This window comes from Paenibacillus sp. LK1, assembly GCF_002750415.1.
Classification (GTDB): Bacteria; Bacillota; Bacilli; order Paenibacillales; family Paenibacillaceae; genus Paenibacillus; species Paenibacillus taichungensis.
Genome location: NZ_PEII01000001.1, coordinates 213,040 through 226,606, shown reverse-complemented (window position 1 = coordinate 226,606; position 13,567 = coordinate 213,040). Strand labels below are relative to the sequence as shown.

General features: G+C 47.8%; 10 protein-coding genes. All 10 read left to right on the top strand.

Features of this window, described 5'->3' with window-relative positions:
- Positions 1-378: 378 nt before the first annotated feature.
- Positions 379-738, top strand: coding sequence for a winged helix-turn-helix transcriptional regulator (locus CS562_RS00920; RefSeq protein WP_076289676.1), 360 nt, complete (start codon positions 379-381; stop codon positions 736-738).
- A gap of 404 nt (positions 739-1,142) precedes the next feature.
- The gene (gene pepF / locus CS562_RS00915) at positions 1,143-2,945 is read left to right on the top strand and encodes an oligoendopeptidase F (RefSeq protein ID WP_099852916.1); all 1,803 of its coding nucleotides are present in this window, start codon (positions 1,143-1,145) and stop codon (positions 2,943-2,945) included.
- A gap of 109 nt (positions 2,946-3,054) precedes the next feature.
- On the top strand, positions 3,055-3,570 hold the full coding sequence (locus tag CS562_RS00910; protein WP_246317977.1) for a DUF2500 domain-containing protein: 516 nt from the start codon (positions 3,055-3,057) through the stop codon (positions 3,568-3,570).
- A gap of 240 nt (positions 3,571-3,810) precedes the next feature.
- Positions 3,811-5,304, top strand: a complete 1,494-nt coding sequence (locus CS562_RS00905; RefSeq protein ID WP_099852912.1) for a rhamnulokinase — start codon at positions 3,811-3,813, stop codon at positions 5,302-5,304.
- A 1-nt stretch (position 5,305) separates the two neighbouring features.
- The gene (locus CS562_RS00900) at positions 5,306-6,067 is read left to right on the top strand and encodes a DeoR/GlpR family DNA-binding transcription regulator (RefSeq protein ID WP_099852909.1); all 762 of its coding nucleotides are present in this window, start codon (positions 5,306-5,308) and stop codon (positions 6,065-6,067) included.
- Positions 6,068-6,134: 67 nt separating this feature from the next.
- Positions 6,135-6,863 carry a (Fe-S)-binding protein gene (locus CS562_RS00895; protein ID WP_063563333.1) on the top strand — a complete coding sequence of 243 codons (729 nt, stop codon included), beginning with the start codon at positions 6,135-6,137 and terminating at the stop codon, positions 6,861-6,863.
- Positions 6,860-8,377 carry a LutB/LldF family L-lactate oxidation iron-sulfur protein gene (locus tag CS562_RS00890; RefSeq protein WP_099852906.1) on the top strand — a complete coding sequence of 506 codons (1,518 nt, stop codon included), beginning with the start codon at positions 6,860-6,862 and terminating at the stop codon, positions 8,375-8,377. Before CS562_RS00895 ends, CS562_RS00890 begins: the two co-directional genes overlap by 4 nt.
- The gene (locus CS562_RS00885) at positions 8,367-9,092 is read left to right on the top strand and encodes a LutC/YkgG family protein (protein WP_076289681.1); all 726 of its coding nucleotides are present in this window, start codon (positions 8,367-8,369) and stop codon (positions 9,090-9,092) included. The genes CS562_RS00890 and CS562_RS00885 overlap by 11 nt, the downstream gene beginning before the upstream one ends.
- A gap of 260 nt (positions 9,093-9,352) precedes the next feature.
- Positions 9,353-9,907, top strand: coding sequence for a glutathione peroxidase (locus CS562_RS00880; protein WP_099852903.1), 555 nt, complete (start codon positions 9,353-9,355; stop codon positions 9,905-9,907).
- Positions 9,908-10,286: 379 nt separating this feature from the next.
- Entirely contained in the window at positions 10,287-13,460 is a 3,174-nt protein-coding gene (locus tag CS562_RS00875; protein ID WP_076289683.1) for a bifunctional cytochrome P450/NADPH--P450 reductase, read from the top strand.
- Positions 13,461-13,567: the final 107 nt, after the last annotated feature.

The window sequence follows — 13,567 nt, the reverse complement described above, 5'->3', positions numbered from 1 at the left end:
CGCTTCGCCTTTATGACCAGATATTCACTTTTGATAAAGAGGATGAAAAAATCTGGGCATAACAGCGATCGGAAGATTGTTCTGTCATCGGAGTGGCTAGTGTAAATATTCATTAGTTCAACTTATAGATGGAAGACCGGAATTCCCTTAAACAAGTGGGAGTTCCGGTCTTTTCTGCTATTGTTGTCTGTGGTCTGATTCGGTCTGCTTAACATCAGGGTTGTACTGTAGTAGAATGTATACAAGCTGTATCGAGCCAATGAACCCGTTATATGATACAAGAGAGCGGCAAGTTCTCCTATTGCGGAGTGTTCTTGTGATATGCGAAATGCATTTTAGTGATAAAAGATTAAGTGGAAGAAAAGGGGGCTCGGAGCCATGGCAGCCGAAGTCAAGGAACGCATCAACTTGAAAGAGATCAACTGTGAGAAAGAATTGACCCTTGCTGTGATTGGCGGCAAATGGAAACTGATTATTTTATGGCATCTGGGTCTTGAAGGCACCAAACGTTTCAGTGAATTGAAGCGATTGATTCCTCATATTACCCAAAAGATGCTGACCAACCAGTTGCGTGAGCTGGAGGAAGACAAGCTAATTGAGCGCAAGGTGTATGCAGAAGTACCTCCTCGTGTGGAATATACGTTGACGGATCACGGACAGAGCCTGATGCCCGTGCTGCATGCGATGTATAACTGGGGTAAAAACTATGGTGAAAATGTAATTTGGAAATCAGAATAAGTTATAGTCAGAACGAACCGCCGGGTAAATGGATACTTCCATTACCCGGCGGTTTTTCTTTCCCCCTAATTCACTAACAGTTTAACAAAAGTTTTCTTGAAACGTAGAGGGCAGAAGTATCCTGAAGAAGCGAAGCGTTCGCCTAAAAGCTTTCTGAAAGAAAGCTACATCGGAAGCATATGCTTATCCCCGGATTTCCCCTTTAAAAAAGGGATCAAAAAATCTGGGGATAACAGCAATCGGAAGGTTATTCTGCCGGCGGAGTGACGCGAGCAAACTAAATTTTCTAACATGGTTGTGAATCCCTTGTACCAAAAGGCTCATTTTAGGATATGTAAGGCATAAATGCTCCGAATATGATACGATGAGAGATATTGGAAATGCAAGGAGGAGGACATTTAACGATGGAAAAAATACGTACACGCGATGAAGTAAGCCAAGAGACTACCTGGGACTTGCGAGACTTGTTTGGGACTGACGAAGAGTGGGAGCAGGAGCTTAGATCATTGACTGAAGCTGCTGCTCATATCGAAACATTCAAAGGACATCTGGGCGAAGGCGCTGAGCAGCTGCTGGCCTGTCTGGATGCCCGTGAAGCACTTCATGAACGGATTGGAAAAACAGCTTCATATGCCCGACTTAAACAGTCGGAGGACAGTACCAATCCCGTGAATATTGAGAATTCTGCCAAGGCAGGAGATATTTTATCGAATTTGTCGTCGTCCTTGTCTTTTGTGAATTCCGAGATCGTGAATCTTCCCGATGGAACGATTAAACGTTATATTGAAGAACTTCCGGGTTTGCAGCCGTATGCTCGAAGTCTGGAGCGTCTAATTCAGGAAAAAGCACATCGTCTCTCGCCCGAAACGGAGAAGGTACTCGCTTCCCTTGGGGAAGTGCTGGACTCACCATACCGGATCTATCTGCGCGGCAAACTGGCAGACATGACGTTTGACGATGCACTTGACAGTGATGACAATAATCGTCCGCTTTCCTGGTCATTTTATGAGAACAATTATGAAATGTCTTCGGATACGAAGCTGCGCCGCTCTGCGTATGCCGCGTTCAGCTCCAAACTGAGCGATTACAAAAATACGTTCGCTGAAGGTTACGCCACCGAAGTGAAGAAACAGGTCGTTATGTCCAGGCTGCGTGGATATGATGATGTTACGGATATGTTGCTCAGCCCGCAGCAGGTGAGCAAAGACATGTACAACAATGTACTGGATATCATCCAGAAGGAACTTGCACCTCATATGCGCAGACTGGCAGCTCTCAAGAAACGTGAGCTAGGCCTGGACAAACTGATGTTCTGTGATCTGAAAGCACCACTGGACCCTGAATTCAGCCCTGCCATTACATATGAGGAAGCCTGCACACTCATTCGTGAAGCTCTTGCGGTGATGGGACCGGAATATGGCGACATTGTGGAACGTGCATTTAGTGAGCGGTGGGTAGATTACGCTGATAATGCGGGCAAATCGACAGGAGCTTTTTGTTCGTCCATATATGGTTCTCATTCCTATATCCTCATCTCATGGGCAAACAATATGCGCGGAGCGTTTACACTTGCCCATGAAGTTGGACATGCCGGACATTTCATGCTTGCCGGGCATTATCAACGTCTTACGAATACACGACCGTCTCTCTACTTCATAGAGGCGCCTTCAACGATGAATGAAATGCTGCTGGCAGATCATTTGTTGAAACGTTCTGATAATCCGAGAATGCGTCGTTGGGTCATTTTGCAATTGCTCAATACGTACTACCATAACTTTGTTACGCATCTGCTTGAGGGTGAATTGCAGCGTCAGGTGTACGCACTTGCAACCAAAGATGAACCTATTACTGCGAAGACGTTAAGTCAGTTGAAAGGCAATATCCTCTCCGAGTTCTGGGGGCCTGATCTAGTTATTGACGAAGGGGCGAAACTGACCTGGATGAGACAGCCTCATTATTATATGGGATTGTATCCATATACCTATGCAGCAGGTCTGACGGCATCTACCGCTGCTGCACAGCTGATTCGGGAAGAGGGACAGCCTGCCGTAGATCGCTGGCTTGATGCATTGAAAGCGGGAGGAAGCCTTGATCCGCAAGAGCTGATGAAGCTTGCGGGTGTAGACATGTCTGGACCTGAGCCGATTCGTGCTGCTGTTGCCTATGTTGGCAGTCTGGTCGATGAACTTGAACGTCTGTATTTGTAATCAGGTTCATATAGTATACGGACAAGGCTTGTAGGGTTGTCTACGTGCACCGTCTCCTTGGCAGGGGGGCGGTGCATCTTAATTTGCAGGGAGAAGGGAACGATGATGAATGACGTCATTGAGCATATCTTCATCACTGGGCTGGTTAAGCATGGATGGTTTCGGTATTTTTGATGACATGAATGATGTTCCGGGATTTGAGGGCAATCAGAGTGGTTTTTTTGCTGGATTCAATGAGATTGGTGCAATGAGTGCGTTTGGATCCATTTTTATCGGTGGCATTTTTCTCATCATTGCGGGTGTCATTGTTTATGCCATTATTTCAGGGGTACGCACATGGTCATCGAATAATGCTTCAGCGCTGTTAACCTTGCATTCAACGATTGTGGCAAAGCGAACGAGAGTTAGTGGAGGATCGGGGGACAGCAGTGCTTCAACTTACTATTACATTACATTTGAGCTGGACAACGGTGAACGGGTAGAACTGAACGTAGGTGGGAGTGACTACGGTATGCTTGTGGAACATGACCGAGGCATGCTGACATATCAGGGGACAAGGTTTAAGCATTTTGAAAGAGATGTTCAGCCTCAGTCCGGTGTTAACAAAAACAGCTTTTATACGTGAAATAACAGGAAGGCGGCTCCTCCCGAGTGGAGAGAGTCGTTTTTGGTATGAGTAAAAGAAACCAATCACAGGGTATTCAAACGCTTACATTGATGATATACTCGTAAAATAAAGCTAAACAGTATAAAACAAAAATAAACAAACAAAAAAATAAAGAATAAAGTACAGAGCAGTCATCATTGAAATCAAGAAATGTTCAAGGGCGAAATATAGTATGGGATGAAGGGCTGGTGAAGAGCGGTGAGTGTGCTGGCGTATGATTTGGGTGCTGGAAGCGGGAGAGCACTGCTGGGTCATCTGAATGATCGGGGAATGGAAACGTTGGAGATCCATCGGTTCAAGAATGAGCCGGTAAAAGTGGGGGAGCGGCTGCACTGGGATATATTGAGGCTGCACCATGAATTGCTGGAAGGGCTGAACCTTGTTAAACAAAAGGGAGAGCAGCCTGAAAGTCTGGGGATTGATTCCTGGGCGGTTGATTTTGGACTGCTTGGAAGTCATGGTGAATTGTTGGGCAATCCATATCATTACCGTGATGCACAGTTTAACGGCATGATGGATCAGGTGCGTAAGGAATTGACCTCTCAGCGAATTTTCGAACGCACAGGCATCCAGTTTCTTAGCTTTAACACACTATATCAGTTGGCAACGCTTAAGCGAAGTGGCTCCCCAATGCTTAACGAAGCGGAGCGTTTCCTCATGATCCCTGATCTGCTTCGTTACTTTCTAACCGGTGAAGCGGTGAATGAGTTTACCAACGCCACCACAACACAGCTGTACAATCCAACCATAGGGCATTGGGACGGTGAACTGCTTGCACATATTGGTATTTCGGAGACGCTGTTTGGAGAAGCAGTTATGCCAGGTACTCAAGTGGGGCAGCTGCGCAGCAGCATTTGCAGTGATCTTGGCTTATCTGCCATTCCGGTTATTGCGGTTGCAGAGCATGATACAGGTTCGGCGGTTGTGGCTGTTCCGGCAACAGAGCGTTCATTTGCCTACCTAAGCTGCGGAACCTGGTCACTAATGGGCACGGAGATTGATCACCCCGCCATCAGTTCCGAGAGTTTGGCGCTCAATTTTACGAATGAGGGCGGGGCAGGAGGCACGTTCCGTTTGCTTAAGAACATCATGGGCCTGTGGATTTTGCAGGAATGCATGCGTGAATGGGAACGGAAGGGACAGGGAATCAGCTATGCGGAGTTACTAAGCAGGGCGGAACTTGCTCCTCCATTTGCGAGCCTATTTGATCCCGATGATGACCGGTTTATGCCAGCAGGGGATATGACCTCTCGCATACAACAATATTGCCGTGATACAGGGCAGGCTGAGCCGCAAGACCAGGGGGCCATTGCCCGTTCTATTCTGGAGAGCCTTGCACTGAAGTATCGGAGAGTGCTGGAATGGACAGAACAACTGTCCAGACAGTCTTTTAATGGATTGCATATGGTCGGTGGTGGCATTCAGAATCGACTGTTATGTCAGTGGACAGCCAATTCCATTGGCAAACCGGTATGGGCGGGGCCAGCAGAAGGTAGTGCGATCGGGAACATGGCTGTACAGTGGATGGCAAGCGGAGCCTTTAAGGATATATGGGAAGCCCGCAAGGTCATACGTGATTCATTCCCAGTTACCGATTATGAGCCAAAGGACAGACCCATCTGGGAAGAGGCCTACGGTAGATTCCTAAGGTTGACGGCTTCGCCCAAATCACAGGCTGGAAGCGAGGTGTAACATGCTGGCAGCAGAGCGCTATGACCGAATTGTGGAGATGGTTAATGTTAAGGGCAGTATGCGTGTATCCGAACTTAGTGAGCACTGCCGGGTAACGGAAGAGACGATTCGGCGTGATCTCGACCGGCTGGAGCAAGCTGGGCGACTGCGCCGTTCCCATGGCGGCGCTGTCAGCGTGAAGGAAGAGCAGCCGGAGATCCCTTACCGGGTAAGGGAGACAACACATGCAGAGGAAAAGAAAAGAATTGCCCTGTCTGCTCTATCCTTGATTCGTCCGGGTGATCGAATCCTACTGGATGCCAGCACGACAGCAGGTTATATGGCGGCCAATATGCCGGATATGCCATTGACTGTATTGACCAATTCCATACAGGTAGCCACTGAACTGAGCAGCAGGGACAAGATTGAGGTCATCTCGACTGGTGGCCAGTTGGCCCAACGATCTCTGTCTTTTGTTGGACCGCTCGCCGAACGTTCTCTGGAGACATATCATGTCGATAAATTGTTCCTGTCTTGTAAAGGTGTGCATCTGGAAGGCGGCGGAATCAGTGAATCCAATGAGCTTCAGGCACGGTTGAAGCAGAAAATGGTCGGTATATCCGACCAGGTCATTTTGCTTGCAGATACGAGCAAGTTTGGAGTTCGTGCATTTGCCCGGGTAACCGGGTTAAATGCGGTTCATGCGGTGATCACGGATCAGTCGCTTGGTGATGATTTGATAGAACGACTGAACAGCTATGATATCTCAATCACAAGGGTGTAAAACAATACGGTACTCGAGACTTATAAGCGTTATAACAACAATTCATCAGTTATAGGAGCGTGTAATCATGAAAGTCTCCTTATTCATTACCTGCCTCAGCGATGCCATATATCCCCGTGTGGGGGAGGCGATGGTGAGATTGCTCGCTGCTCATGGCGTTCGGTTGGATTTCCCGCCCGTGCAGACCTGCTGCGGTCAGCCTTCCTACAACAGCGGGTATTGGGATGAGACGCGGGTAGCCGCCAAAACGATTCTGGAAGCCTTTGATGACAGCGATTTTGTCGTCTGTCCCTCGGGCTCCTGTACGTACATGATTCATCATTATCCCGAGCTGTTTGTCGATGAACCTGTATGGCTGGAGAAGGCTAAACGTTTGGAAGCCAAAGCCTACGAATTCACGCAGTTTCTCGTTCAGGTGCTTGGCATCACGGATTTGGGTGCACATTTTCCGCATAAGGTTACATACCACCCCTCCTGTCATGGCAGCCGCTTGTTAGGCGTAAAGGATGAGCCTATGGCATTACTTTCGGCAGTAAAAGGTTTGGAATTTGTTCCCCTTCCTTACGGAGAGGACTGTTGCGGCTTTGGGGGTACCTTTGCGATCAAAATGCCGGATATATCTGGGGCCATGGTCACAGAAAAGGTAGATCATATCAAAGAGACGGAAGCTGAAGTATTAGTAGGACTGGATATGGCCTGTCTGATGAATATCGCAGGTAATCTGCGGTATCGGAATGAACCAGTGCGTGTGATGCATTTGGCCGAACTGCTGTATGAGGGGGTGCAAACAGGATGAGTCAACCCGGTGTAATGGATGTTACCGTCAAAGAACGTGCAGAATTGGCTTTGAATGATGATTTCCTGCGGAAAGCCGTCAAATTTACGACAGAGCGATTGCGTAATGGCAAGAAGTCCGCATCCGAAGAACATGGCAACTGGGAAGAATGGCGCGAACGTGGACGTCAGATTCGTCTGCATACGATCGCACATCTGGATTATTACCTGAATGAATTTGTCAATAATGCACGTGCCAATGGAGTTCATATTCATTTTGCCGATACTTCGGTAGAGGCAGCAGCGATTGCACTTGATATTGCGGCTCACAAGCAGGCTTCTACCGTGGTAAAATCCAAGTCCATGGTGTCCGAGGAAGTGCATCTCAACCATGTATTGGAATCCGCAGGTATTGAAGCAATAGAGACCGATCTGGGTGAATATATCATTCAATTGGCGGGTGAAGCCCCATCTCATATCGTCATTCCGGCTATTCACAAAAACCGTTACCAGATTGCGGACCTGTTATCCAAGGAAGCGGGAGAAATTCTGGAACCGGACACCACCGTACTTGCCGGATTTGTACGCAAAAAGCTGCGTGAGAAGTTTCTTGAAGCAGATATTGGCATGACCGGCTGCAATTTTGCGATTGCGGAGACGGGTTCCATGGTCCTATTTGAAAATGAAGGCAATGCCCGCATGGTATCCACCGTGCCAAAAACACAGATTACCTTAATGGGCATGGAGCGTATCATTCCATCCTGGACGGATCTGGAGGTGATGGCAACCTTACTGCCACGCTCCGCGACAGGTCAAAAATTGACGATGTATATGTCAGGCATAACCGGCCCTCGCCGAACAGAAGACGGGGACGGGCCAGATGAAATGCACATTATTATCGTGGATAATGGACGTTCACTTCAGTTGGGTGATCCCGAGTTTCAGGAGCTGTTGAACTGTATTCGCTGCGGGGCATGTTTGAACGCTTGTCCGGTATATCGTCATATCGGCGGGCATGCCTATGGTGGAACCTACAGTGGACCGATTGGAGCGGTACTTACACCTGCACTGAATGGCAACATCGATGAATGGAACGACATCGCGGGTGCTTCCAGTCTGTGCGGAGCCTGTTATGAAGCCTGTCCGGTCAAAATTCCGCTGCATGATATGCTCGTATATTTACGCAGACGCAAGGTGGAAGAGGGCCATGGCAATAAACTTGAGAGCGCTGGTATGAAAGGTTTTGCAGCGGTTGTATCCAATTCTAAACGATTCGGAGCGGCTATACGTCTCGGACAGATTGGTCAGAAAGCCGTTGTACGGAATAACGGAATTTCACTTAAACTTGGGCCCCTCAAAGGCTGGAACAGCTATCGGGTTGCGCCAAGCCTCGCGAAGCGTTCCTTCCGGCAGCAATGGAACAAGCTGGATCAAGAGCTGAATCAAGATAAAAAAGAGATGGATTCTTCCGTTCGGGATCGAATGGAACAGATTCTGCGTGAGCGCGAGGGGGGCGGTGGTCAACATGAACACTGAACATCAGGAATGGCTAGAGCAATTGGAGAAAAAGTCTCGTGCGAAGCAGGAACACTTTATGAATGACATTGCGTCCAAATTGAGAAGACCACGGCAGACACATGCTCCGACTCAACCTTTTCGAGGTGCACCCGCATTCTGGACGGATTTGGAGTGGGACATAGATAAGCGCATACAGGCATTCACCGATAATTTTGTGAGTGTAGGGGCTCATATTGCGCGGGTAAGAGACATTGGCGAAGCTTCAGACTTTATCGCTAATAAATCTCATGAATTGAGTGCGAAATATATCATACGTCAGAATGAACAGGCGCTGACGGATCTTGGATTGGAAGAGCAACTTCCCGATGTGCAGATTTCTGTATGGAACAGCCAAGCAGAGGAGAACTGGAAGGCACGGGCAGCCGAGGCAGATATCGGTGTAGTAATGGCGGATTATGCCACAGCATATACGGGTTCCGTCACTGTGCTTTCTTCGCCAGAAAAGGGACGCTCAGTGAGTCTATTGCCCACCGTACTCATCATTATTATTCCAGTTGAACGGCTCTACACCAGACTTGGTGAAACGCTTGATCGATTCGATGAAGCGGGAAGAGAGAATCTTCCGGCAGGCATACATTTTATTTCCGGTCCTAGTCGTTCTTCTGATATCGAAAATGATTTGACGATTGGTGTTCATGGGCCGGGGATTGTATATGGTCTTATTATGGGTTAGCTACATTTCGAAATGCACAACTTTAACGAATGACTGTCCAAAAGCAGCTTTTTATCTGCGAAGGGCAGTTTTTTCTATTTCTAGTATGTCCATTATAAAAGGGATAATGAGCCATATAATCATATGGCAGCAGACAAGATGGTTTATAGATAAAAACTATTAATATTATAATTATTATATATTTAACCTATCAATAGAAGCGGCGTATAATCCATTTCAAGAGAGGGTTCATGTGAGAACCGACCAAGGAGGCGTTATGAATGAGTGTATTTAACTATCCGGTTCCATTCATGGATGGAGGTACGGGTGATTTATCTGTTTTGAGGGGGAAAGTACTGCTTATTGTGAATACAGCCAGCAAGTGCAGTTACTCGCGACAATTTACGGAACTTCAGCACTTGTATGAGCAGTATCGTGATCAAGGGCTGGAGATCCTGGCGTTTCCCTGTGATCAGTTTAATCACAAGGAACCGGGCAGTAATGATGAGATAGCTCAGTATTGCAGGAATCATTTTCATATTTCCTTTCCGATTTTTGAGAAGATCGAGGTTACCGGACCATTCATACATCCTTTGTTTCGCGAGCTGGTCGAAACAGTCCCATTTGAGGGGTATGATATGGAATCGGAAGAAGGTCGGTGGATGGATCAATTCCTCAAGGAGAAACATCCCGAATTATACCGAGGAGACGGGATCAAATGGAATTTTACCAAGTTTCTGATTGATCGAACAGGGGAAGTGAGTGGTCGCTATGAGACTACGGTTGCACCGAAAGAGATGGAGTCCGCAATTCGGGATTTGCTGAGACAGGCCTAGTTTGAGTTTGAGCGAATTGTGTATCTTCAAAATTCTAGTGTTCGTTCAGAGCAAAATATTCTCTATTTTAATGGACCAAAGGGGAAATTTACTCATGCCAATTTGGATGGATACCCATTGGTCCTAAGACTTTGAGACTGTTGAAGATTAGGACTGGAAATGTTAGGGTAAAAGAAAGATAACGAAGGAGCCCATTTTTTTTAATCTAAACTGACCAATATACCATTTTGGTCAGTCGGTTCCGGTATGATTTTCAGGTTATCTGGATGAAATATGAAAATTTGCAGAAAATGTAGTCATGTCTGTTGATCTGAAGTCGTAGTTGAACGAAGGTATTATTTTTTAGTCGAACGTAACACTTGGAAGAGGAGTGAGTATTATGGCGCAAATTTCAGTTCCCCAACCCAAAACTTTTGGACCTTTAGGAAACTTACCACAGTTAAACACCGATGAGCCTGTACAATCCCTAGTGAAACTCGCTGAAGAGTATGGCCCCATTTTTCGAATGGATTATCCTGGCCGAAGTGAATTGTATATTTCAGGTCATAAACTGGTAGCTGAGGTTACCGACGAATCCAAATTCGATAAACGTGTATGGGCACCGCTGGAGAAGGTACGTGCATTTGCCGGAGATGGCCTGTTTACGAGTTGGACTCAAGAACCGAATTGGAAAAAAGCTCACAATGTGTTGCTGCCCAGCTTTAGCCAGCGTGCGATGCAGGGATATCACAACAAAATGATTGATCTCGCTGTACAGCTCGTGCAGAAGTGGTCCAGATTAAACCCGGATGAGACGGTTAACGTACCTGATGATATGACTCGTCTCACCCTGGATACGATTGGATTGTGCGGATTCAACTACCGATTTAACAGCTTTTACCGGGAAGAACCGCATCCCTTCATTACTAGTATGGTTCGAGCGTTGGACGAATCGATGAGTTCGTTGCAGCGTTTGCGTCTGCAAGACAAGCTGATGATCACCAAAAAGAAACAGTTTGAGCAGGATATCCGTTCGATGTACTCACTAGTGGATCATATTATTGCGGAGCGTAAGGAGCAGCCCCAGGAAGGGGCGGACGATCTGTTATCCCACATGCTTAGTGGCAAGGACCCGGAAACCGGGGAAACGCTGGACGATGAAAATATCCGTTACCAGATCATCACCTTCCTGATTGCTGGACATGAGACGACGAGTGGCTTGTTGTCCTTTGCCATCTATTATTTAATGAAAAATCCGGATACACTCGCCAAGGCTCAAGCTGAAGCAGATCAGATTCTAAAAGATCCGGTTCCAACATACAATCAGGTCCGCAATCTGAAATATGTTCGCATGGTTTTGAACGAAGCATTGCGGTTGTGGCCAACGGCTCCAGCATTCTCCTTATACGCGAAGAAAGACCTTGTTCTGGACGGGAAATATCCTTTGCAAAAAGGGGATAGTGTCAGTGTGCTCATTCCCAAGCTGCATCGGGACCGCGAAGCATGGGGTGACGATGTCGAGGCATTCCGTCCGGAACGGTTCGAAGATCCGAGCAAGGTGCCACATGATGCCTATAAACCGTTTGGTAATGGTCAGCGGGCCTGCATTGGCCAGCAGTTCGCCCTTCAGGAAGCAACGCTTGTGCTAGGTATGGTCCTGAAGCATTTTGAATTCATCGATCATGCGGACTATCAGTTGAAAGTGAAAGAAACGTTGACGCTCAAACCCGATAACTTCACGATTCGTGTTCGAGCACGCGGGGGTCAACCGGTCATGGCTGTGCCGGGTGTTGCCGTGGAGGAACCGACTCCGGTTGCCAAACGACAAGAGCCGGATACAGCAAATGCCCATCACACCCCGATGCTCGTCCTGTATGGATCCAATCTCGGGACTGCGGAAGGTATTGCGCGTGAAATCGCAGATACCGCAAGATATCAGGGCTTCCGCAGCGAGGTGGCTACCCTGGATGATCGTGTAGGTAAACTTCCGAAGGAAGGCGTCGTCATCATTGTGAGTGCATCCTACAATGGTCAGCCACCAAGCAATGCCAAGGATTTTGTTGAATGGATTGAACATGCGGATGCAGGGGAATTCCAAGGCGTTCGATTCTCTGTTCTCGGATGTGGGGATCACAACTGGGCCAGCACGTACCAGCGTATCCCACGTTTGATTGATGAGCAGCTATCTTCTAAAGGAGCAGAACGGTTATCACCCATCGGAGAAAGTGATGCTAGCGGGGACTTTGAGAAACAGGTTGGAGACTGGACTGAGCAACTATGGCCGGATCTGGCACGAACTCTGGGCCTCAAGTTGAACACAAGCTCAGGTAGTGAGCGCAGTTCCTTGTCAGTACAGTTTGTCAGCGGACTGGCAGTAACGCCGCTCGCGGATACGTATGATGCACATGTTGCTGAAGTGCTTGAGAATCGGGAACTTCATGATGCGGGCAGTGAACGAAGCACACGTCATCTGGAGATTAAACTGCCTGAAGGCGCAACGTATAAGGAAGGCGATCACCTGGGCATTTTACCGCAGAACCCGTCTGAGCTCGTAGAACGAGTATTGAAACGATATGGATTCACAGGTACGGAACATCTGGTTCTGGATGCATCAGGTCGCAGCGCAGCTCATCTGCCATTGCACCAACCGGTTAATCTGGTCGATCTGCTCAGTCACAGTGTCGAGCTTCAGGAAGCGGCAACTCGGGCCCAACTGAGGGAACTCGCGGCGTACACGGTATGTCCACCGCATAAGAAGGAGCTCGAAGCGCTTCTTGATGAGTCTGTATACATGGAAGAAGTACGTAAGAAACGTATATCCATGCTGGATTATTTGGTGAAATACGAAGCATGTGAGCTGCCTTTCGAACGGTTCTTGGAACTGCTGCCTTCCCTGAAAGCCCGATATTATTCAATATCCAGTTCACCACGAGTGCAGCCTGAACAGGCCAGCATAACCGTCAGTGTAGTGCGTGCTCCGGCGTGGAGTGGTCAGGGAGAATATAAAGGCATAGCGTCTAACTATCTATCAAACTTGAAGCCTGGTGAAGAGGTAGTCATGTTCATACGTACGCCTGAGTCCGGGTTCGAACTACCAGAAAATGCAGAGGCTCCAATTATTATGGTTGGTCCGGGGACGGGCGTAGCTCCATTCCGTGGTTTCCTGCAGGCAAGACGTGTATTGAAGGAAAAAGGTCAGCAGGTTGGCGAGGCCCATCTGTATTTTGGATGTCGCAACCCTGAACATGACTATTTGTATAAAAATGAACTCGAAACAGCCGAACAAGAGGGGCTTGTCCAGCTTCATACCGCTTTCTCCCGTGTGGACGGGGAAGAGAAATGTTACGTGCAGCATCTAATGAGAGATGATACCCACAAATTGATTCCTCTGCTTGAGCAGGGTGGACATCTGTATGTTTGCGGCGATGGCAGCAAGATGGCACCTGATGTTGAAGCAACACTCAAGAAAGCGTACGCTGATGTCAGCGGCAACTCCACGGAGCAAGCCGATGCGTGGTTAGAACGTTTGCAGCAGGAAGGTCGTTATGCCAAAGATGTGTGGACAGGTATCTGAGTGATACGTTCCTGATTTCAATCATTGATAGGCATCTACGTGGTGAGACACAGAAGGATCCTGTGCTCACCGCTTTTTGCTATGGCACAATATCCGAGCAGACTAAT